The organism is Azohydromonas lata, from assembly GCF_034427735.1.
Taxonomy (GTDB): Bacteria; Pseudomonadota; Gammaproteobacteria; order Burkholderiales; family Burkholderiaceae_C; genus Azohydromonas; species Azohydromonas lata.
Genome location: NZ_JAXOJX010000001.1, coordinates 45,652 through 67,495, shown reverse-complemented (window position 1 = coordinate 67,495; position 21,844 = coordinate 45,652). Strand labels below are relative to the sequence as shown.

Here is a 21,844-nt window from a genome sequence, read left to right as displayed (position 1 = left end):
GTTTCGTCCCTACCCTTGGGTTGTCTGCTGCTGCGGCTTCGAGAGGCTGGGACTGGAGAAGCATCCCGGCGTCGGTGTTTCCGTCCCGTGCTCAACGTAGATTGGCTTCCTGCGAATCCTTTCTTGGTCTGGTCAACCAGGCTCATTCAAGCCTCACCGCTCAGGATGGGGTGGCTGACTTGCGTATCTCCTGTGGCCGAGGTCTGTCCGTGGATTGATCGTATGTGGCTCCCCCGGCTTGTCCAGTCCGCGCCGCAGCGCGGACCTCACCGTTCAGGCCGCTTCGGCGGCGGCGGCGGTTTCCACTTGCTCGCCGGCACTGTTGGTTGCCGCTTCGGCGGCTGCATCGGCTGCCGCTGGACCGCGCGTGTCATCCGGCTGCGACGAAGACGCGGACCGGGCTTTCGCAGCGGTGTTGTCCTTGGCTCGCTTGAGCGAGCGGCGGTTGTATTTCATCGCCTTGGGCACCAAGCCTGTGTAGTCGAAGCCCTTGACCTTGAGCAGTGCAGCGATGAAGTCGGGCTTCTTGCCTGCGCGGGCCTTCTTGAACTCGCTGCCCATGGCCTTCTTGATCTTGAGTTCTTCCGCGAGGCTTTCCAGCTCTGACATGGTGAGCAGTTCAAGGTAGGTGGCGTCGAGCTTGAAATGCTGTGCTTCATCGACCTTGAGGTAGTTCAGCAGCAGTTCCAGCCCGCCCTCGTCCACCCCATAGGCCGCGCTGGCGGCTACGGCTTTGAGCACGCTGTGCATGTCGCTGTCGTTGAGCGCGTCGCACTGCTCCAACGTGGCCTTGAGCGTCGTGTTTCCGAGCTTCGCGCGTGTGATCTTGTTGACTGCTTCCGTGTAGCGGCCGGTGTTGATGGCGCCGGTGTTGGACGCCAGCGCCAGCGCAGCCAGCACGCGCGCGTTCTCTCGATCTGCGGCCATCAGACGGTTGGCAACCCAGGCCCGCCACTTCTCCTCCCGGAACTGCTGGATGCGTCCCGAGACCTGCGCGCTGGTGGCCGGCGCTGGCGCTGGCGCTGGCGCCGTGCTGGCACGCGCCTGCGTGCCGGCAGGGTCGCCGCTGTCGGCGCTCGGTGCCGCTGAACTGGTTGCTGAGTCGTGGGGTTCCTGCGCCGACTGTCGCGCGGGGTTCGTGCCCTTGCCATGCTTGCCAGCAGTGGGTTGACCGCTTTGTGCACCGCCTGCGGCGCTCGTCTCGCTGGCCCGCGCCGCTTCGCGCAGCGCCTGCCGGTTCGCCGCCACCTTGCCAGTGTGGCAGCCGGCATCGAAGCACAGCGACTCTTGCACCTTGCCCAGGGAGCCGGCGACGCCCGAGATGCTGCAACCGAAGGAAGCGCAGCCCTTGCATGCACCGTATTGCGCATCCCCGACGCCCACGGCACCCTCAGCGGTCACTTCCAACGGCTCGAAGCCGTCGCCCGCCTTCACGATCCGCACGACCGGATACTGTTCGCGCAGGACACCCGCCCGCTTCTCCAATTCGGCCAGCGTCAGTTCCTCGTAGTGGGTCGGATGCTGGCAGAAGCCGTCACCGATGCTCTCGTCGAACAAGGCTGCTTGCCGGGCAGAGTTGTGCGGGCAGCCGCTGCATTGGGCCGTGTCGAAAATGGCGTCGGCCAGGCGGCGGGCGAATTGTCCGAGTTGCGACTTGAGCAGTTCGACGGACACCTTGTGTACCAGGATGCCGGTGAGCACCTTTTCCTGGCGGTCGGGTGGCAGGCCGGCCAGCAGTTCGGCGTGACCGAGCTTGATGCCGCGCTTGGTCAACGCCTGGCGCACCGAAGGGATGCAGTGCAGCAGCAGCAGCCGGCGCTCCAGCGTCTCAGGGCTCATCCCCATCTGCAGCGCCGTCTCCTGCTTGTCGCCCTTGTTGAAGCGCAGCAGCTTTTCCGCTGCCTGTGCGTGCTCGACTTCGCTGGGGTTGGCGCGGTGGTGGTTCTCGATGGTCGCCAGAGCGGCGACCTCCGCGTCGGATGCCTCGCGCAGCAGCACCAGCATTTCGTAGTCCGGGCCGTAGAGGTCACCGCACGCGCGCCAGCGGCGCTCGCCGAAGATGATCTGGAACATGCCCTCTTGCTCGGGATGGCTGCGAACCATCAGCGGCTCCAGCGGCTCGCCTCCGGCGGCTTCGATGCCCTTCTTCAACTCCTGCATTTCCGCTTCGTCGAAGTGCTCGCGGGGATTCGGACCCGGCGTGATCTGCCGGTGCTTGAGCGTGATCGGTTGGGACAACATGACTGGCCTCCTGGGTGCTGCGCCTTCTTGCGCTGCGCAGTCATGTTCTCGCTGGTTGCGTCGGCATCAAGGTGCGGTGGCTGGGTCCAGATTCTTCCTTCGATCAGGTGTCTTGGCGTGGCCGGTGGCGGCCGTACCGCACTCCGGCAGCACCAGCCGCACGGCCTCAGCTTTCCTGAGCGTCCGCCCGGTCCAGGCTGCTGCCAAAATCGGTTGACGTGCCGACGGTGACGTTGGCCTCGGCCGCTTCTACTGGCGTCGGTGCTGGTCGGCTTGCAAGTCGTCGCCGTCGCCGTCCACTGCGGGAAATGCTTGTGCACATGCGCATCACGATTCCGGCAGGCGTCGACTTCTGCGATCTTTCCGTGTCTCGCCGGTGGGAGGACGGAGACGTCGTTTTCGCCATGGACGTCATCGAGGCGGCTGCGACGCCAGCGGACTTGAGCTGGAGGCGGTGGTCGGCGGGCCGCAGCCCCTCACGGGAGCCCTCATGGCTGCCCGGCACCTCGCCCATCGAGAGAGTAGCGGCGATCCTGACCCGGGGCAGGAAGACCTCATCGATGAGCGCCGCCTTGAAGTAGAGCGCGGGGGGCGGTTTCTCCTACCGGGCGGCCTACGCCTGACGGATTGCCCCGGCCCTGCGCCGCCCGCAGGCCGACTCAATCGGCGAAAAGATCGATGCTGAGCTGCTGTGGGTGTGACGCGCCGTGCGGCGCCTTCGTCTGCGGTGGGTTGCCTGCCTGAGTAGCGGCCGCTGCCGCCGCTCTGGGCGCCCGCTCCTTTCGCGGCGCGCTCGCCTGTGCCGCTCTCGCGGTATCGGGCGCGGGGGTGGGTTGTGCCGTCCCGCCAAGCACCTGTTGTTGCGCAGTTCGCAGCGCCGCGATGCGCGCCGGGTGCAGTGCAGGCAGCACCAGGTCAGGGCTGAGATCCCGCATGGTGGCGTGCAGCAGCACGCTCAGGTCACTTGCCGGCCCCAGGGCGTTACCTCGGTACACCAGCAGTTCGCCAACTTCCAGGCGGTGTATGAACAGGTTGGCCATGAGCTGCGCGGCGCACATCTGCGCGCACAGCCCGTCCAGGTCGATGCACGTGATGGACCAGCGGCGCCTTTCCGCTGGGTCCAGGTGCTGCAGGAAGCCCAGGACCAGTGCGCCGCTGCCGCACGCGGGCTCGCACATGCGCCAGAGCTTGCCATCCGGCGGTTCGCCTTTCGGGTGGTCCGCCAGGGCAATCTGCGCCATGAATTCGGCCACCACCGAGGGCGTGAAGAACTGGCCAAGGCCCTTGCGGTGGCCGTGGCTCGACAGCTCCTCGTAGACCCGTCCCAAGACGTCCTGCAGCGGATGCTCCATGACCGCCCGCGCGTACATCGCGGAGGTCTCGCGCAGCCATGGCAACAGGTCGGCCGGTGGCGACTCGGGTTGCATCACGCCCATGTCCATCAGAACATCGGTTGCGAGCCACCGCAGCAGCTCGCCGGGCGTGTAGCTGTGGTTGCGGATGCACGCTTCAAAAATGCCAGTTACATGCTTGTCGGTTTGCATACGACGCCTCTATGTCGTTGGTGCCGTTCCATCGTCTCGCTCGGCGTCGCTGCTTCAAGGGCACCCCAGGTTGCTGAAATCGGCATCTGTCGCACGGTGTCTTGCTGAGGTTCGCGCAGGTGAGCATGCGACACGGCCTTGACATGGCTTGCACCTCGATGGGCGGGTGCTCATACTTGGCGTGCTGATCGATCCGTCCGGGTCGAGCCTCTTCAAGAGGCGGCATCCGCGGTTTCGAAGCCGCGGCGTAGCGGTCGTTACCCGCCCTTAAGTCCGCAGGTGCCTCGCTGGTATCTGCATGTCCCACCGGGGAGCACTCTCCCCGGTCAGGGCATGGGTGTTCCTCCTTGTCATTGGAGGTTTCCCATGTCCTACATGGACCTTTGCCGGCTCAGCGCCGAGCAATTGGAAGCGCTTGTGCTCGATCCTCCCGGACCGGGGTGCGAGTTGAAGGGCTCGGACCCGGGCCTGCTCAGGCTGTTGCCCTGCGGCGATGCCGAGCGAAGCTCCAGGTTGCGGCAGGTGCTCTGCGCGGCGCACGAGCTCTTGGTGCGTGTTGCGCATCAAAGCGTTGTCGGGCGCCAGTTGCTCGACGAGCCGGCGCGCGTCAGGACGTTCCTGCGCGTGCACTTCACCGGGTCGGACCGGCTGACGCTCCTTGTCGTGTTCCTAGATTCGCGCATGCGTGTCATCGCGGCGGAAAACATGTTTGCGGGCTCGACGTGCCAGTTGACCGTGTACGCGCGCGAGGTCGTCAAGAGGGCTTTGGAACTTGGCTGCGTCGCGGTGTTCACGGCCCACAACCGCCCTGGAAGCGACGACACCACGCCGGCTGCCGGCGAGGTGCAAGGGATTCACACGGTCAGGGCTGCCCTGGCGCGCGTGGACATCCAGGTGCTGGAGCACTACGTGGTGGCCGGCATGGAGGTCGTCTCGATCTCCCAGCCGGCACTGCCGTGAATTCCGCGGCCGGCGTGCCGGACGACTGGGTTCCGGCCTGCGGCGGCACGGAGACGCCGTTCAGAACCCGCTCCGGGCGTGTGCTCCTCTACATGTGGAACCGCACGACCGGGGAGCACGCCTATTACGACGTCGAGCAGGACATCTTCCTCACGAGTGAAGAGGCCTGTGAGGCGCTTTGCATGTGTTGACGAGACGGCGGTCCTGGCCGCCGCCTTGACCAAGGAGAAGACAAATGCCTGGACATTTCGAGCATCTTGACGTCGGCCCCGCACCGGCGCTGGAAGATTGCGCTCAAGTCGGCGAGCCCGACTATCAGACGCGCTCGGTGCTGGAGTGCCGGGTATACCGGCGCATGCTGCAGCGGCTCCATCCGGTGCCTGAAGGCGTGGCGGCAGCGTTCGTGGTGAGGGAGCATCCTCACGAGATGGGCTGCTACCGCGAAGTGGCGATCCGGTATGCCTGCCCGGAGGCTCTCAACTTTGCACTGGCGGTGGAGCACGGGGCACCACTGCAATGGGACGGCGTTGCCCTGTACGAGCTTGCGTGGTTTCAGCGGCGGTTTGAGTTGCGCCGTGCCGTACGGGAAGGACGCCTTACCCTTGAGGCGCTGCCGCGGCAGTACGCTCAAAGCAAACCGCCCGAACTCGATGCGGCAGCACTGGAGGAACTCCTGAGGCCGCGTCTCCCGTGACGGCGGTGACCGGCGCTGAAACACTGCCATCACAGCGGCGGTTGCGGCGCGACGACGCCAGATATCGCGGCGCGCGAGCGCGGCCGCTCAGCCGGGAACCTGTCGCAACGGCAGGTTCCCGCCTGTGCTTCCCAGACCACGATTTCCAACTGCTCGTCTGCACTTCAGGCGTGCGATCTGCCGGCTTTGAGTCGTCGCACAGGGCAGTATCAGTGCCGCATGGTGTCAAGTCCATGTTGGCGTTTTCCATGCGGCCTATCGAAAGTCTGCTTGGTGCCCGTTGCCGGCATTCGACCCGCCATCGCGACCGGCCGCTTTGCCCGACAAGCTACACCATACAAATAGTTCGTGAATTGGGCGCCCACGCATCGCTCATGGCGCTTCGATAACAATACGGTTTAGTTATGACAAAATCTGCGCTATGCCTTTCGATTCGACATCAGTTTTAGCAGCACTGGCTGGTCTTTGCAGGGACCAAATTCATCAGGCAGGGCAAAGATATACGCCTGGTATTGACCAGAACGCGCCCAATCTTCGTATTGCCGCATTGTCTACTGCCATCGATAACGTTGCATGTGGCGACGCGGCACGAGCGCGCTTCCAATCGATTCTCGACGAGTTTACCGAGGCCTGGAAGCGTGCCAAGTTTCACAGCCAAAGACCTGCAGAAATTGAAAACCTGATTGACGCTGCTGGCATGTCGCTGCCGACGACGATGCACCGCCTGCGCTTGCGCGATGTCACTGCGGGCGATGAATGGGCGTATTTCCTCTCCGAGATCAACGCTAGATTGATGTCGGATATGACACATTGGCAGGCAGAGGAAGCAAAGCTGGCGCCGGGTGACGGAACCTTCTCCTCCGCGAGCAACACCGCGCGTGCCAATATGGATGCGATTGGCCTTTGTCTGCGCGTCATTCGCGATGAGGCGGAGTACGTGGCCAGCGCCTCGTTCAAGCTGCTCTTTGATCCAACCCTCCTCATTAGTGGCGAGTGGGGCACGGGCAAGACGCACCTGCTGTGCGATGTCACTAGTGAGCGGCTTACCCGTGATGCTCCGACCGTCCTAGTGCTTGCGAAAAACTTCGAGGGGAACATCCTTGCAGACATCTGCGCGCGTCTTGGCGAAGCAACTTCGGTCGCGGATACGTTCAACGAACTGGAGGTTGCGGGCCAAGGTGCGACTGGGCGGACTGTTTTCATCATCGATGGCGTTAATGAGGGCCGTCGGCGCGAGTGGCGAAAGGCAGTTAGCACACTGCTCTCGCTTGTAGCGAGCCATCCCAACATCGGATTGGTCGTCACATGTCGGACGCCGTTCGAGACCATCGCCCTTGAAAAGTTGGCCTTGAAGAAGTTTCACTGCCTGAAGCACTATGGCTTCGACGACCAGGAATTCGATGCGCAGGCGGCTTTCTTCCAGTACTACCAGCTGCCACTGCCGGAGGTCCCGTTGTTGGATCACGAATTTTCCCGCCCGCTCACGCTGAAACTTATTTGCCAGTCGCTACAAAGCCTGTGTGGCAAGAAGCTGGCAAAGGGTTTTGCAGGGATCGCTTCCGGACAGCGCGGCATGACGTTCGTGCTGGAGTCATTCGTAAATCGCGTCGGACAGGCAATCGAACACGAGTTCGGGCTGCTGGACAAAGGATGCTGGCTCTTGCTGAAGGGCTCAGACCGGTTCGCCGACAAACGGATTGCAGGCTTCGCGCCCTGCATGGCAGCGAACTTGCGTGGTTACGTCCTCCCATCAGAAGCACACCGAATTGTCGCCGCCAGCTACCCTGCGCTACGGCCGGCCCAAAGACGCAAGCTTCTTGAGGCAATGCGCACGAACGGGCTAATCGAAGAGGACGTTATCTGGTACTCAACGAGATCCGGACAGCACAAGTCGCGGGTGGTGTACCGATTACCTTACCAGCGGTTCAGCGACCATTTGATCGCTAGGCACCTGCTGAAGGCTTACCTAGATACCTCAACTCCGGCATCCATCAGAGACAGCTTCGCCGCCACCTCTCCGCTCGGGAAGGTATTCCAGGTGTCCAACTGGAACTATGGCCAATATGCGGAACCAGGATGGGCGCAAGCATTGATCACCGAGTTTCCGGAACGGGTTAGGTCGAAACTTCCTTCCAAGCAATGCGAACTCTTTTTTTTGCTGCCACCGCAGCGTCAAGACCTGAATGCCTATTTCGAGCCGTTCATCGAGGGCCTTTTCTGGAGAAATCCGACAGCGTTTACTGATGGCACCGGAATTATTATCAACCGATACTTGGGCACAGCTTCCCAAGCTTGGGAGCGTGTCGTGGATGCGTTGGCCGCCGTCGCGACGAAGTCCAACCATCCGTATCATGCCAAGCGGCTGTACAACTTTCTGTCGCGCTGGCCAATGGCTGACCGCGACCTGCGCTGGTCCGAATACCTACGACGGAGGTATGCCTCACCTACCATTCACCGGCTGCTAACCTGGGCAGAGAAACTCGATACTGTGAATATGACCAAGACTGCAGCTGCCGAGCTTGTGGTGCTGTTCTCCCTGGTTCTGACCACGGTTGTCCGCAGCGACCGTGACCTAGCGACCAAAGCACTCGTGCTGATCGGAGAGCAACATCCGGACATGCTGTTCTTGCACGTTGTGGCATCCCTGAAGTTCAATGACCCGTACCTGCCGGAGCGGATGCTCGCAGCCGCCTACGGGACGACCCTGTCTCTTGTCGATTCAAAGAGGTCGGCTTCGTTCCGGCCGTTACTAGGGGATCTGGCTCAGAAGCTTTACCGGCAAATGTTCGGACCTCGCGCACGCCACGCGACGCATCACACGCTCATGCGCGACTACGCGCTTGGCATTATTGAACTCGCCCAACGAGCAGGATGCGTCAAGCTGCCAAGGACATCGGTCCGCTACCTCAGCCGACCGTTCCCGAATACCCCGTCACCCTTCACCAGCAATGGAAAGCCAGACGCGTCAGTCAAGGCCGCCATCGGGCACGCCATCCAAATGGACTTCGGCAATTACACCATCGGTCGCCTTATCCCCAACAGGGCGAACTATGACGAGACTAATCCGGACTACGTGCGGGTGCGGGCAAAGATTGAGCGGCGCATTTTCGATCTGGGGTATCGGGGCGAACGGTTTAAGGGAGTCGAGTCTGAAATTGGCCGAAACTCTTGGAACGCTCGCGGCGAACACAAGGTCGATCGCTACGGCAAGAAGTATTCATGGATAGCGTACTTCGAGATGTGGGGAGAGCGCGATGCAAACCGGAATCTTCCGGATTGGCGCCAAGGCAACAGGACTGCCGACTGCGGTGTTGATCCCACTTTTCCCAAAGCACCACCCGATTGGACGCCTCCTTTGCCTGACCTCTTTGGACCGCCTGCTGCGACTACAGAAAACTGGGTTGCGGGCGGGTACACGCCAAATTGGTGCCCTCTCCTGGTGGTCCCTGAAATCAACGGGCACCAAGGCGAATGGGTGCTCGTTGAAGGATTTGTCCAAGGGGAGGATATCCAGCATGACCGAGAAATCTTTGCCTTTTTACGTGGATTGTTTGTGGCCAGAAAAAATGTGCAAACACTTCGGTCGAAGTTCATGTCAGTTGACTACCCAGGAAACTACCAAATCCCAGAAGGAGGTGAGGAACACTACGCGTTTGCCGGAGAACCAGGCCACCGCTACAGCTTCGCCCGGCACCTTCTGAGAAACAATGGTCAATACCGGCGGCAAACGGCGGAAGCGTTCGATGATTACGAGCGCGACCACAGCGTAGGTGAGAAGCGGTCTCTCACCATCAAGATCGCCTCACTGTCAGGCGCGGTAGAGGACGACGACGATTCTTCTGTCCTTGAGTTCGACGTTCCTACCACCCGCCATATTCCGGGTATCAGGCTTGAGCTTCCGTCCATCGGGTTTACGTGGGAGTCCCATCACTCAGCACACAACACTTTTTCAGGTTTTCAAATTCCAGCACCAAGCCTCATCCAACGTCTTGGCCTTTCCTGCAGCAATCGCGAAGTCGATTTCTTTGATGCGAGCGGTCGCCCCGCAACTCTCTACAGGCAAGCAGGCGAAAGCTACTTTGGCGACAAGCACAAGATGCTCTACGTCCGGGCGGACCTGCTTCGCCGATACTTAAGAGAGACCCGCCAAGTCCTCGTCTGGTGCAACTGGGGTGAACGTGACTGGCTGAAGAAGATGGATGGGTACGAGTTGATCCCCAACGAGGGAAGGCAGCGAGTTTTCCAAACACACGCGCACATCCACCGGACCTTTTCCCAATGGTCCGCTAAAGATTGCGCCGTCCTATAGGTCGCAACTCGCTCCAAGTACCGCAACCGACGTGCAACCGTAACAACTGCAAAATTGCAGTTTGCGATACTCTGCAATAATTGGTGGATTTGATGAGTAAAGCCACCGACACTTGCCAAATCCACCAAGTCAAAATCATGGCCAAAATTATTTCAGCTGCACTCCCTCAGACCAATTCTCATTCTGATCCGGATTGGCAGAATTTTACTAGCTATCTCCGTCAGTACAATATATTGGAAAACAAAACTCCTGCAATAAGATGCTACCAAGGGTTGGATGAGGAGCGCAATCAATATATCAAGGCGTCCCACTTGAATCATTGTCTGTCGCTGCTGCACTACAGAGACAATAGTGAATATGCTACTATTGTCGATGATGCATACGATATGAATCCTGAAGATGATTATTATAAAAAATCATTAGAGGAGCTTGATAATGAGTTTTTAAAAAATTCCTACAAATTTAGCGCCGATTCAATTGTCTACAAAGGAATTGGCTCTGAACCTTTTTATGAAATACTTCGACTAGGCTCTCTTGATGAGCGTAATACAGTTTTCTTCCCGGGATTTCTCAGTACTTCAGTCTGCCGGGAGAAGGCGGAAGCTTTCTGTCGTGGTAAAAATGGAATTTTACTTGAAATTTCCGGCTTAAACCTGATAGATTGTATTATTCCGGAAAATACTCCAATTCCGGGATCACCAAAAATGCATATTCCAGAGCAGGAGGTGCTGTTAAACAGGGGCGCACTGATGCAAGTGCTGAGCGTGACCCCTAGTACCGAATATCATTTGATTATCCGTCTAAAAGTAGTAAACTGTACGGGCGCGGAGTTTGCTCTAAAAGTTGGTCAGTGACTGCTTGCAGCCTAGAACAGTCAGTCAAAAATGTCAGTCGTCCAGCCGCACCTGGCCGGATACCGTCATTGATACGTCGGATTCGTTGTGACGATCGCAGCGTTTCGACGTCATGAGCGCGAGCGGTCCGTAGCGAGGGCGTAATCGCGGTGTGCTGCAGGTTTTGGGCTCGCTGCCAAGGAGTGGCACCGGACGCGGCTGGCAGGCCGCGTCTCAAAAGCTTCGTGGGCAAGGCAGGACGCCGACGCAGGGATTCGGTTGTTGGTTCGGTCAGCGCCTCGTCGTCAAAGCGAGTATCTCTGGCGCGTGCCATCGTCCCATTGCCAGGCGCCGCTGCACCAGGGCGCGGTATTGAGCCAACGTCAGAAGACGCTTGCGCGCATGTCGCCGTCGATTGCAGAGCTCGCACGCGGCCACGACGTTGTCCGCCGTGTCCTGGCCGCCTTCCATGCGCGCCACGAGGTGTTCGGCGGTGCATCGCAATGGCCGTGCTCGTTGGCGGACGAGTCCATGGGTGCGGAGCTCTTGCGGGGTGTGCAGCCACATGGGGGCACTGCAGTAGTAGCAGCGGCCATTCTGGTTTCCGAACGCGGCCTCGCGCAGCCGCTGGATGGTGTGGGGCATGTCTCGGTCCCTTCGCACTGGGTGGCGGAGCCGGCGGGTTCGTGCGCCAGATGCAACGCGGCTTCGCAGCAGCGTGCGGCCGGTGTATCCGTTCGAAGCCAGGTCGCGGCCCGGTCAGGGCGACCGGTCGGCCGCGGCGCTTTCGGCAGCGTTTTCGGCCTGCACCCGGTACTGGGCCAGCGTGCTCAGCCGGGATGTCAGGCGCCCGCAGCGCGGGCATCGCGGGGCGGCGTAGATGGGCGCCCAGAACGCGGTGCCGCCCTGTTGTCGGCAGGGCCTGGAGCGGCAGGTCACGCGCTTGAACCTCGGTGGCGCGGGCAGCCGCGCCAGGTTGAGCGCCAGGCGCGCCTCGTCCGTGGCCCGTTCATAGTTCAGCACTTCCGGGTGTGCCTGCAGCAGCGCCAGCACGGCCTCGGCGCTGACTTGCACCGCACGTCCTGCCTTTCGGTCTCGTGGGCCTCCTCCGGACTCAAGCCACCCGCGGCGGATGAAGTCTCGCCACTCTCGAGGATCCACGCCGGTGAGCCTGCGCAGCGCACCCAGCGAGAAGGTCCGTTCGGCCGGACTGGCGACCGTGCTTCGCAGGCGCCGGTAGTGCTGCTGGATTGCCCCGGCTGGGCGGCCCAGCGCCGCCGCCAGCTCGGTATCCGACAGGCTGCTCCAGTGCTGCAGCAGCCAGGCGTTCTCCGATTCGGTCCACCGACGCCGGGCAATGTCCGGGCGGTAGCCGCCACGCTGTGCCGCGCGCGTGATGTGTCGGCGTTTCAAGCCCGGCTTCTGGGCACTCCATTGCGTCAGCAGCCTGTCGATGCTCTGCGGCGAGCCGTCGTAGGCGCGGGCAATCCGGCGGCATTCATCAATCGAGAAGACTGGAGAGAACGCGGCACGAGACGCGTCGCGCTTGCTGGCATTCATCGCGGCCTCCAAGGGGTAGGTTCCGCGCCATGCTCTCTCGGGCTGCATCGTTTTCAAGGGTCAGGCAGGGCGCCCTGCCCGAGCCGCGTCACCGCAAGGCATCGGCTACGGCGTCGTGCCAGTCAAGGTGGGCGGCCTTGCGGGGCCGTGAGCGTGGCGCGCCAGCGGCGGCAACTCCGGCATCGGCTCCTGCGTGCGCCAGCTCCATGCGGCCTCGCCTCTGTCGCGGACCGCCCTCTCCTGCTGGGCGTGCCCCCTGTCGTCGGCGAAGGCGCTGAGCACGTACATCGGCATCGGCGCGTGCAGGCAGTCAAGCAGCAGCGCCGATGGGATGCCGGCGGCCGGCCCGCTGTCATAGCGCAAAGGCTTGATGAACGAGCGACCTGCCTGGACAAGGGATTCGAGCAGCGGCAGCTCGTGAAGGTCGTCCAATGGAATCCATTGGTCGGTGACCATCATCATCGACAACGTGTCCACCTGGTAGACGAACTCGCGCTTGGCGTAGACCAACGCGATCATGAGGATGCGCGGCTTGTGCTCCACGTCGGCCTCGCAGGCCTGCAGCATCGTGCCGTAAGTCCGCTCAGCCTTCGTCCAGGCCTTGTTGTCGATGAACAAGGGGCTGTCCGGCATGTGCTTGACGATGATGCGGCGTCCCTGCTGGGTCGGTTCGGAACCGTTGTACTGGCCGACAAGCAGCCCCATGTTGAAGGTGTTGGCACTCTCTGGCGAGGTCAGCGCCGCCAGCTTCCTGCGCCGGCGGTCCGCGATCTCGTCGCGACACTCCACGCGGAACGGTTCGGGCACGAACAGCTTCTCGTCGAGCGTCGAGCCCTTGAGCAGCACGCCCTCAGCCGCGTCCTGCAGATACTTGTGAATCACCGCCCAGTTCCTGCGGCCGGTCATGGCCGGATACCAGCGATTGAAGCCCGCGCGCTCGTAGAGGAAGTGCAGCAAGGCGCGCAGGCTCATTGCATGGCGGGACGCCTTGACCTGCTTCACGTCCTCGGATGCGGGGCCGCGCGGCGAGCATGCGCCGGACTTGCGCATGAGGGCAAAGGCGGTGCGCAGCTCGATCTGGTCAGGCGCGTGCTCGATGATGGCTTCGCCTTGCAGCTCGCCCAGGCCCGACAGGCCCGCCTCCGGCTCGAACGACGGGCAACCCGGGTGGTGGCTCTTGCCCGTCTCGGGCATGCGCTTGACGACGTAGAAGCCGTGGTTGGCGATGTACATCGGCACACCGCCCGGCACGCACATGCAGCGGGGGCGTTCACTCGAGCCGTAGATGCTGGCCAGGACCGCCTGCAAGGCCGGATCGCCGGCGGCGTAGTGCCTGCCGCGGACGAAGAACTCCTGCTGTTCCATGAGCGATCCTCGGAAGTTGCGAAGCGTTCAGGCAAGCTCCTCCACGGCCGCGTCGAGCGCCGTTGCCTGCGTGGGTCCAATGAGACGGCGCACACCCGCGGGCCCTGCCAGGCCCAACAGCTGCGCGGCTTGCATGGGCGTCGTACCCTTGTCCAACAGCCGCCGCGCCACCATGCAACGCACGGCCTGTGTTGTGAGGCCAGGCCAGCCGGCGCGCTGGATGATGGCGTGGAACGTGGCGCTCATGAGTCGGCAGGTGGCTCGTGTATCGGTCCGGCTCCTGCAGCGCAGCTCGAACCTGCGGCCGTCGTCGGTGAGAAACAGTGGGCTTGCCGGATCCAGGCCCCTGTAGGCACTCGCAGCCTTGCCGACGCCGTGCTGGCGCTGCAGCCGCTGGTGCAGATAGCCATCGATCGCCAGGCAAGCCCTTTCGGACGTGAAGAACAAGGGACGGGACCGACCGTTGACCGATGCCTCTGGCCGCAGTGTCGAGCGCCGCCGGATGCCGCCGTCCGCCTGGAGGTAGTCGCACACCTGCAGGCGCGCGATCTCCACCGGCTTTGCGCCAGTGGTGAACAGGACGTAGAGCAGCGCGACGTCTCTGGCGGCATTGCAGCTTCTTGTCCTCAGCCGCTCGGCGCCTTCGGCGATGTCGCGTGCGTCGATATTCCATGTCCGGATTCTTGGAGCTTTGTCAGCGTCGAACCCGCGCACGGCCTGCATCACAAGGGCGCGGTGCTGGCGCAGGCCCTTCAGCGATGCGGCAGCCTGGTGCTGGAACTCGGTGCCGGCGCCGCTGCCGGCGAAGGCCAGCCGCACCAGCGCCTTGACCTCCCGTTCGGCCGTGGAGCGACACAGGCCGTGGCGCTTTCCCGCGGCAGAGAAACTTTCGCCGTCGAGCACCGAGGCCAACATCTCGCGAGCTTGTTCCACCGTATGCTGTTTCATCTTCGGCTCGGGCTGAATACGCTGCGGTGGGCAAGTCTTGCGCGGCATGCAGTGCGGCGCCAGGAAAAATCACGCCGCTTTGGGCCAACTTGAGCCGAGGTCCCCGGGCGTATGCCCCGAGGCGAAATCAGGTGTGCTGGATCCGAAATGTCCGGCCGCCGCGGTGTCTTGGTGCCTGTACGTCGAATCGCTGCATCAGGCGTCGATGCAGTTGGCGATGCGAGCGGTGCGCCGCGTGACAGCAGCGGTCAAGCCTGAATAGGCAGGAAAAGGCCCGCTTGTGGCGGGCCGTTGAAGATCGATGCTGAAGTAATCAAGTTGCAGCCTTAGGCATGGACTTCACGGCCGCGAAAGGCAGTCGCTGCGACAGCATCACCAGCTCCCTGATGTCGCTGGCCTCGGCGCGCAACCGCTTGGCCGTCTCGAAGTTGTCCCACCTGCTCTCTTCGCTGGCTTCGCGGTCCTTGTCCGAAGCCTTCTTCAGCAGCGCGGCCCACTGGCTTTGGGGCGCCGGCTGCAGCCAGCCTTGGCTTGTGCGCTTCTGGATCAACTTTCCGTGCTGGTCCAGCAGCATCACGCCGTGCGTGGAGAAGGTGCCATCCGATATGTGCTGACGGGTGCTCTCGACCGCCTCCACCTCGGCCTGCAGCACTTCCGCGCGCTCCATGGCTTGCGCCAGCGCCAGCCCTGCCACGAGGCCCGCCTCAAGCTCGGCAGCCAGGCGCTTGAGCCTTTCGGACCTGGCGTCGTCTTCCAGCAGCGAGGCCTGGCAACCGCGTTCGCGCGCGAGATCCACGGCGTCCCAGTCCTCGCGCGTCCGGTAGTAAGCCAGACCGGGGTGCTCGTCGTAGTCGTCGTGCGCGACCTCGCCGCGCAAGGCGATGGTCTTGACCAGCAGCGGCTCGCTGGGCGTGCCCGGCGGGGTGTACGTTCCCCACGCGCAGCGTTGCCCGGCGCAGAACTCCTTTCGCAAGGACTCCTCGTCCTGGAAATACGCCGGCAGTGGCTCGAACGGGTGGAGTTCCCCCAGTTCGCGACTGCGCATGCATGCTTGCTTGGCCATGATCTCCGCCTGGAAGGCAAAGATGGGGTGCATCACGCGCGCCATGGCCGCCAGGCAACGCGCGTGCAGCGATCCTGCAGATAAGTCGGCGCCGTTCCCATGGATGGCGCCTACCAGGCCATACACGTTCTCGATGCAGCGATCCTGGCGATCGATGGCAAGCGCCGTCAGTTCGGACTTCGTCATGAGGGTTTCCTTTGACGATGGCAAGAGGGAACGCCGCTCCCCAGCCGGGAATCGAGTTCCCATGCCGGGTTGAGATGAACGCGGCGCCGGAAATGCGCTGCACGTGCAAAGGCAACAAGCCCCTGGGCCGAAGCGGCAGGGGCTTGTCGCACGCGTAGGACTTGCGTCCACGTCTTGGCAGCCGGAAGTTCCGGTGCCGGCGTGCCGCCTCGTGAGAAGCAGCTGTCATGTCGGCTGCGAAGGCAGCCGAGGGACGTCACAGGGACGTCCCTTCAAGGGCGGGTAACGACCGCTACGCCACGATGCCGATGGGCGGCATCGCAGACCTCGACCGACGCCGTGAGAGCGCGGAACAAGGGCCGAGTCAGCACGAATGCCAACGAAAAGCGCACCCAGTCTGCCACTGTTGGTTGCGTTGCGGTAGTCCCTTGGGGGAGGCCGGCCCGGTGGCCGCCAAACCGTACAGTCGTCCCATCCGGTGCCGCCCGCGCAGACGCAGTCACAACATACGAGTTTCTGGCAAGCATCTCCAACCCTCCCCATGCGCCGGCGCCCCGTTCAAGGTGGATGAAGGAGTGGATCAGGAAATGAGGCGGCGTAGCTTGGCTCGGATCGTGGCAAAGCGCGGAAAGGGAGGATGAGGTCGTTGCTTCGCGTATGTTGTTCAACGCGGCCAACGAGCGCCTTCCCGCGTGCCGCGCAAAACATCAAGGCCCATTGCCCTGCCAGCGCCTGAACGCCAGGAACTCCGCGCGGTCGCGCGGGCCATAGGTGGCGAAGGTCGGGCGCGGGTCGTTCAGGTACTCGGTCTTGCGCCGCTGCACGGGATCCCTGGCCAGCTTGCGGCGCAGGGTGCCCTGCTGCAGGCCATACACCTGGGCCGCGTTGAGCCCGAAGATCTTGCGCTTGACCGCCGGCGTCAACGCCGGATAGCCGTAGCGATCCTGGAAGTCGCGGCTGATCTCGAACGCGCGGAAAGCCTGGATCTGGTCCTGGGGGCTGCCGTACCAGATCGAGTCGGTGCCCCAGAGGATGCGGTCCTCGCCGAAGACCTTGAGCAGCTTGCCCAGCAGGTGCGCCGCCTAGTCGGGGTCGCGCATGACGAAGCGCCAGGTGCTGCCGAGCTCGGCAAACACGTTGGGCGGGTTGCCCGCCTCCTGCACCGAGCGCAGCAGCGCGTCCACGCCGAGGCGGGCGTCGGGATCGTGAGGCCCTTCGCGCAGGCCGGGATCGAAGCCCGAGTGGTAGACGAGAAAGCTCATGTCCGGATGCCGCCGGGCCGCGGGGCCGATGTCGCGCGCGCTGGAGTACGCCATGCCGCGCGCACCGAAGGGCAGCCCCTTGTGCACGGCAATGCGCGTGACGCCGAGCTTGCGGGCACGCTCGATGAAGGGCGTGCCGAAGCGGTCGTCGTCCAGGAAGAAGCCGGCCGGGCCGTCGCGCGGGCCGAACTGGGTGTAGGTCTTGAACGCGGCCACCGCAAACCGCGCCGCCTGCACCTGCATGCCGTCGAGCTCACCGGGCAGGGTCGGCATGCAGCGGCCATGCAGCAGCAGACGCTCGGTGCCGTCCAGCGCCCGGGCGGCGTCGCGCGTGGCGCCGGCCGCCTCGAAGTCGAGCGGGTTGGTGTCGGCGCCGCCGGGCACGTGCGACAGCACGCCCATGGCGGTGTCGCTGTCGAGGAACACGTCCTTGAGCAGCGCGCCGCTGGAGAAGCACTCCACGTGGTCCGCCAGGCCGCAGCCGCTGTTGGGGAAATTCCTGAAGGCCTGTGGGCCGGCGCGCCGCCGCCAGGCCCCCTTGGGGTTCACGTGGTGCAGCTGCACGTCGAAGATGAACTCGTCGCCCCCAAGGGCGGCCTGCGCCGCGGCGAGCTCGAACGGCGCCTCGGCGGGCAGCATGAAGCGGCCGCCGTGCCGTCCTGCGGCCGCGAAAGCCCGATCGAACGCTGCCAGGGTGGCCGCCGCCCCGAGCAGCGACACGAGGTAGTCGCGCCGGGACAGGCCGACGCGGCACGCGGCAGCGTCGAGCGCGGCCGAGGCGCCCGCGCGAGCCTGCACCGCGACGCGGTCCAGCGGCACCGGGGCGAACTCGCCGTTGGAGGTGCTGTCCAGCTTGATGGGCAGGCAGCGCGGGGGAAGGCGGTGTGTCATTCACTGCTCCTGCGGTCCGGCACCCGGCGACCATACTGCGCCGGCAGCACGCACCAGGCCGCATGGGCTACGCCCGCGCCGGGACCTCGGTTGGAGCCCACGACCGAAACCGACGGCTTGTGCACGCCGGCGCCTCGAGACCATTGGCCCCTGCCCTGCTCCCCAGGACGCCGCAAGCCGCCACCCAGGCGGACGGCGCCGGCACGATCCATGTCGAAATCGCAACAGCCGGATCGTCGTGGCAGTGGAGCACCCTTCAGTTCCACCAACCACCCAAGGAGACCGACATGCGCGTCATGGTGATCATCAAGGCCAGCAAGGACAGCGAGGCGGGCGTCATGCCCAGCGAGCAACTGCTCGCCGACATGGGCAACTTCAACGAGGAGCTGGTCAAGGCCGGCGTGATGCAGGCCGGCGAAGGCCTGCACCCCAGCGCCAAAGGCGTGCGGGTGCGCTTTTGCGGCAGCCAGCGCACGGTAACGGACGGGCCCTTCGCCGAGACCAAGGAGCTCATCGCCGGCTTCTGGATCTGGAAGGTCGCGTCGATGCAGGAGGCCATCGAATGGGCCAGGCGCTGCCCGAACCCGATGGAGGGCGAATCGGAGATCGAGATCCGGCCAGTCTTCGAAGCCGAGGACTTCGGCGAGGCACTCACGCCGCAGCTTCGCGAGCAGGAGGAACGGCTGCGCGCGCAGTTCGGCCAGGGCGGTACACCGCAGTAGGGCGAGCCGAGCCCCCTGCCGGAACGCGCAGCCAGCCTGCGGTATCGCCCCTGGAGCGGCGGCATGCGGTACGGTTCGATCCCCACAACGACGTGCCAAGGAGGACCGCCATGCCGCACCTGCTGCTGATCCTGGAGCCGCCCGGCCAGCGCGCCACGCGCACGCCAGCGCAGGCCCACGAGTGCTGGGAGCGCATGCAGCGCTTCGGCGCCGAGCTGCAGGCGCAAGGGCTGCTGCCGGCCAGCGAGTCCCTGGCCTCGCACGCGAGCGCTGCCCGCGTGCAGGCCCGCGCCGGGCGCGCGCAGGTGTTGGATGGGCCCTTCGCAGAGGCCAAGGAGATGGTTGGCGGCTTCTTCCTGATCGACTGCGACAGCCGCGCCGAGGCCCTGGACATCGCCGCCCGCTGTCCGGCCGCGCAATGGGCCACGGTGGAGGTGCGCGCGCTGGGTCCTTGCTTCGACGACGCCATCGAATGAATGTCGAAACCGTGCCGGCCCGGCCGTCGTGGAGGCATGAGCGAAAGGAGCCCGTCATGCGCTTCATGATCATCGTCAAGGCCGGCGCCGCCTCCGAGGCCGGCGCCCTGCCCGAGGAGCGGTTCATTGCCGCCATGGCTGACTACCACGAGCAGTTGGCCCGCGCCGGCGTGCTGCTCGACGCCCACGCCCTGCAGCCCAGCTCCCGCGGCTGGCGCATCCGCTGGTCGGGTGCTCGGCAGCTCGTCGTGGACGGGCCGTTTGCCGAGGCCCAGGAGCTCATCGCCGGCTACACGCTGATCCAGGTGCGCTCGCGTGAGGAAGCGCTGGAATGGAGCCGGCGCTTCCCCGTGCCGCAAGGCTTGGGCGTGGACGCGGAAATCGAGGTGCGGCCGCTGTGCGAGCTGGAGCACCTCGGACCCAGCGCGGCGGCGGAGCGTTTTTGCCGGCTGATGCCCGATGCGTGAGGCCGCGACCACAGGGTCGAGCACCCATGCAGCGATCAACGCGGTCTGGCGCATCGAGGCCGCGCGCATCATCGCCGCCGTGGCCCGGCTGGTGCGCGACGTGGGCGTGGCCGAGGAACTGGCGCAGGACGCCCTGGTCGCGGCGCTGGAGCACTGGCCCGTGGCCGGCGTGCCCGACAACCCTGGCGCCTGGCTGGTGGCCACGGCCAGGAACCGGGCGCTGGACCGGCTGCGCCACGAGAAGCTGGCGGCGGCAAAGCACGAGCAGATCGGCCACGAGCTCGAAGCCCAGGAGGCGCTGATCGTGCCGGATTTCGTCGACGAGCTTGACGCCGCGCGCGCCGACGGCATCGGTGACGACCTGCTGCGCCTGATCTTCACCGCCTGCCACCCAGTCCTGTCCACCGAGGCGCGCGTGGCGCTGACACTGCGGCTGCTGGGCGGGCTGACCACCGCCGAGATCGCGCGCGCCTTCCTGGTGCCCGAGCCGACCGTCGCGCAGCGCATCGTGCGCGCCAAGCGCACGCTCACGGCGGCCCGGGTGCCGTTCGAGCTGCCGCGCGGCGAAGCCCTGGCGCCGCGGCTGGCCGCCGTGCTCCAGGTGATCTACCTGATCTTCAACGAGGGCTACACCGCCAGCGCGGGCGACGACTGGATGCGCCCGGCGCTGTGCGACGAGGCCCTGCGCCTGGGCCGGGTGCTCGCCGGCCTGGCACCGGGAGAACCGGAAGTTCATGGGCTGGTCGCGCTGATGGAACTGCAGGCCTCGCGCGCCGGCGCACGGGTCGATACGCGGGGCCACCCCGTGCTGCTGGCGCAGCAGGACCGCACGCGCTGGGACCGGCTGCTCATCCGCCGCGGCCTGGCGGCCCTGGCGCGGGCGCAGGCGCTGGGCGGCACGCTCGGGCCCTACACCCTGCAAGCCGCCATCGCCGCCTGCCATGCCCGGGCTGCGACCATGCAGGACACCGACTGGGCACGGATCGTCGCGCTGTACGACGCGCTGGCGCAGGTGGCGCCGTCCCCGGTGGTGGCGCTCAACCGCGCGGTGGCGGTGAGCATGGCTTGCGGCCCGGCCGAGGCGTTGGAGATCGTCGACGCGCTGCGGGAGGAGGCCTCCCTGCGCCAGTACCAGTGGCTGCCCAGCGTGCGCGGCGACCTGCTGGCCAGGCTGGAGCGCCACGCCGAGGCCCGGGCCGAGTTCGAACGCGCCGCGGCGCTGGCGGGCAACGCACGCGAGCGCGAGCTGCTGCTGGCGCGGGCGCAAGAAATGGCAAACGCCGCGGACCGCCCGGCCTGAGCGCCGGGCACAGCCCGCGGTCCTTGTTCCGGCCCGGGCCGTGCGAGCGCCCGTGCCGCCCCGTCCTGCCGGCTTCAGGCGTTCACGATCATCCGGAAGCCACCGTAGATCAGCCGCTTGCCGTCAAAGGGCATCGGGTTGGTATCGGGCTGCAGGCGCGCATCGGCCATGACCTTCTTCATGCCCTCGTCGCGCACCTGCTTCGAGGGCCAGGTGATCCAGGAGAACACGACCGTCTCGTCGGGCTGGCACTGGACGGCCATCGGGAAGGAGGTCAGCTTTCCTGCAGGCACCTCGTCGCCCCAGCACTCCACGACCGACAGCGCGCCATGCTCCTTGAACACCGCTGCCGCCGTCTCGGCATGCCGTCTGTAGACGTCCTGGTTGGCCGTGGGCACGGCCGCGATGAATCCATCGACGTAGTCCATGGGGCGCTCCATCAGTGACCCGGGCGCGCCAGCGGCTGCAGCATGCTCACGCGGTTGCCTTCGGTGTCGAAGAACGAGACGTAGCGCCCCACGCCAGGGATGTCCATGGGCTCGCCCGGCACCTGGCCGCCGGCGGCGGTGACCTTGCCCATCGCCTCTTGGATGTCGTCCACGGCGATCACCACGGACGGGTGCTGCGCCGGCATGTCCGGTCGCTTGGGGAAGAAGCCGCCATGGATGGCGCCCGGCGCCTTCGGGCAGCCCGCGGCGTCCGACTCCGTCGTGCTCACCAGCGTGTAGTGGCCCATGTCGGCGCCGAGCTTGCGCGCCTGCCAGCCGAAGGCGCTGGCGTAGAACTCGGCCATCCGGTCCCGGTCGTCGGCCGGCATCTCGAAATGAATCACGGGGTTCATCGTCTCTCCAGGTGGTGGACTTCGAGCGTTGCTGACGGGACCGGTGCGCCCGCTCCAGCACACCGGCGTCGCGCTCGAGACCGTCCCCGGTGCAGGCTGCGCTGCGCTAAGGACGAGCGGACTCGGCGCCCCCGTCCACACGACGATCGAGGCTGCCGGAATTCGACAAACCAGCCCTGTCG

20 protein-coding genes and 1 pseudogene are annotated in these 21,844 nt (G+C 64.7%); 9 read left to right on the top strand and 12 right to left on the bottom strand.

All coding sequences use genetic code 11. From position 1 onward, the window contains the following. Window positions 1–273 precede the first annotated feature (273 nt). Together SM757_RS00290 and SM757_RS00285 are read right to left on the bottom strand one after the other, a co-directional pair. A complete protein-coding gene (locus tag SM757_RS00290; RefSeq protein ID WP_407655727.1) occupies window positions 274–2,241 on the bottom strand; it encodes a PRTRC system ParB family protein in 1,968 nt (655 codons plus the stop codon). A 659-nt stretch (window positions 2,242–2,900) separates the two neighbouring features. Further along, window positions 2,901–3,785, bottom strand: coding sequence for an N-6 DNA methylase (locus tag SM757_RS00285; protein WP_322464098.1), 885 nt, complete (start codon window positions 3,783–3,785; stop codon window positions 2,901–2,903). A gap of 366 nt (window positions 3,786–4,151) precedes the next feature. Between SM757_RS00285 and SM757_RS00280 the strand changes: the two genes are divergently transcribed. From SM757_RS00280 to SM757_RS00260, 5 genes are all read left to right on the top strand, one after another. Continuing rightward, window positions 4,152–4,745 (top strand): JAB domain-containing protein, encoded by a 594-nt coding sequence (locus tag SM757_RS00280; RefSeq protein ID WP_322464097.1) that lies wholly within the window; start codon window positions 4,152–4,154, stop codon window positions 4,743–4,745. Then, the gene (locus SM757_RS00275) at window positions 4,742–4,936 is read left to right on the top strand and encodes a hypothetical protein (protein ID WP_322464096.1); all 195 of its coding nucleotides are present in this window, start codon (window positions 4,742–4,744) and stop codon (window positions 4,934–4,936) included. The genes SM757_RS00280 and SM757_RS00275 overlap by 4 nt, the downstream gene beginning before the upstream one ends. 44 nt (window positions 4,937–4,980) lie before the next feature. Continuing rightward, entirely contained in the window at window positions 4,981–5,439 is a 459-nt protein-coding gene (locus SM757_RS00270; RefSeq protein WP_322464095.1) for a hypothetical protein, read from the top strand. A gap of 421 nt (window positions 5,440–5,860) precedes the next feature. Then, window positions 5,861–9,748 (top strand): NACHT domain-containing protein, encoded by a 3,888-nt coding sequence (locus SM757_RS00265; protein WP_322464094.1) that lies wholly within the window; start codon window positions 5,861–5,863, stop codon window positions 9,746–9,748. Window positions 9,749–9,840: 92 nt separating this feature from the next. Continuing rightward, window positions 9,841–10,602 (top strand): ADP-ribosyltransferase family protein, encoded by a 762-nt coding sequence (locus tag SM757_RS00260; RefSeq protein ID WP_322464093.1) that lies wholly within the window; start codon window positions 9,841–9,843, stop codon window positions 10,600–10,602. Between the two features lie 270 nt (window positions 10,603–10,872). On the opposite strand, the gene SM757_RS00255 is transcribed toward SM757_RS00260, so the two are convergent. The 8 genes and pseudogenes from SM757_RS00255 to SM757_RS00220 all read right to left on the bottom strand — a co-directional run bounded on the left by SM757_RS00255 (window position 10,873) and on the right by SM757_RS00220 (window position 17,856). Continuing rightward, a complete protein-coding gene (locus tag SM757_RS00255; RefSeq protein WP_322464092.1) occupies window positions 10,873–11,226 on the bottom strand; it encodes an HNH endonuclease in 354 nt (117 codons plus the stop codon). 114 nt (window positions 11,227–11,340) lie between these two features. Further along, window positions 11,341–12,153, bottom strand: a complete 813-nt coding sequence (locus SM757_RS00250; protein WP_322464091.1) for a hypothetical protein — start codon at window positions 12,151–12,153, stop codon at window positions 11,341–11,343. A 93-nt stretch (window positions 12,154–12,246) separates the two neighbouring features. Then, on the bottom strand, window positions 12,247–13,506 hold the full coding sequence (locus SM757_RS00245; protein ID WP_322464090.1) for a DUF1173 family protein: 1,260 nt from the start codon (window positions 13,504–13,506) through the stop codon (window positions 12,247–12,249). Window positions 13,507–13,533: 27 nt separating this feature from the next. Further along, entirely contained in the window at window positions 13,534–14,502 is a 969-nt protein-coding gene (locus tag SM757_RS00240) for a hypothetical protein (protein ID WP_322464089.1), read from the bottom strand. Between the two features lie 265 nt (window positions 14,503–14,767). After that, the gene (locus SM757_RS00235; RefSeq protein ID WP_322464088.1) at window positions 14,768–15,703 is read right to left on the bottom strand and encodes a hypothetical protein; all 936 of its coding nucleotides are present in this window, start codon (window positions 15,701–15,703) and stop codon (window positions 14,768–14,770) included. 707 nt (window positions 15,704–16,410) lie between these two features. Beyond that, on the bottom strand, window positions 16,411–16,626 hold the full coding sequence (locus tag SM757_RS00230; RefSeq protein ID WP_322464087.1) for a hypothetical protein: 216 nt from the start codon (window positions 16,624–16,626) through the stop codon (window positions 16,411–16,413). Next, window positions 16,627–16,716 (bottom strand): annotated as a pseudogene (locus SM757_RS00225) (hypothetical protein); the annotation flags it as partial. It abuts the gene before it with no gap. Between the two features lie 69 nt (window positions 16,717–16,785). Further along, window positions 16,786–17,856, bottom strand: coding sequence for an amidohydrolase family protein (locus SM757_RS00220; RefSeq protein WP_322464086.1), 1,071 nt, complete (start codon window positions 17,854–17,856; stop codon window positions 16,786–16,788). Between the two features lie 287 nt (window positions 17,857–18,143). On the opposite strand from SM757_RS00220, the gene SM757_RS00215 reads away from it, so the two are divergent. From SM757_RS00215 to SM757_RS00200, 4 genes are all read left to right on the top strand, one after another. Continuing rightward, window positions 18,144–18,578: a YciI family protein gene (locus SM757_RS00215; RefSeq protein ID WP_322464085.1), complete on the top strand. Its 435-nt coding sequence runs from the start codon at window positions 18,144–18,146 to the stop codon at window positions 18,576–18,578. Between the two features lie 110 nt (window positions 18,579–18,688). Further along, window positions 18,689–19,054, top strand: coding sequence for a YciI family protein (locus SM757_RS00210; protein ID WP_322464084.1), 366 nt, complete (start codon window positions 18,689–18,691; stop codon window positions 19,052–19,054). Between the two features lie 56 nt (window positions 19,055–19,110). After that, window positions 19,111–19,521 (top strand): YciI family protein, encoded by a 411-nt coding sequence (locus SM757_RS00205; RefSeq protein ID WP_322464083.1) that lies wholly within the window; start codon window positions 19,111–19,113, stop codon window positions 19,519–19,521. Further along, on the top strand, window positions 19,514–20,821 hold the full coding sequence (locus SM757_RS00200; RefSeq protein ID WP_322464082.1) for an RNA polymerase sigma factor: 1,308 nt from the start codon (window positions 19,514–19,516) through the stop codon (window positions 20,819–20,821). Before SM757_RS00205 ends, SM757_RS00200 begins: the two co-directional genes overlap by 8 nt. A gap of 74 nt (window positions 20,822–20,895) precedes the next feature. Here the strand turns inward: SM757_RS00200 and SM757_RS00195 are convergent, their stop codons facing one another. Together SM757_RS00195 and SM757_RS00190 are read right to left on the bottom strand one after the other, a co-directional pair. Further along, on the bottom strand, window positions 20,896–21,249 hold the full coding sequence (locus SM757_RS00195; RefSeq protein ID WP_322464081.1) for a DUF1428 domain-containing protein: 354 nt from the start codon (window positions 21,247–21,249) through the stop codon (window positions 20,896–20,898). Window positions 21,250–21,260: 11 nt separating this feature from the next. Beyond that, window positions 21,261–21,662 (bottom strand): VOC family protein, encoded by a 402-nt coding sequence (locus tag SM757_RS00190; RefSeq protein ID WP_322464080.1) that lies wholly within the window; start codon window positions 21,660–21,662, stop codon window positions 21,261–21,263. Between the last annotated feature and the right edge of the window lie 182 nt (window positions 21,663–21,844).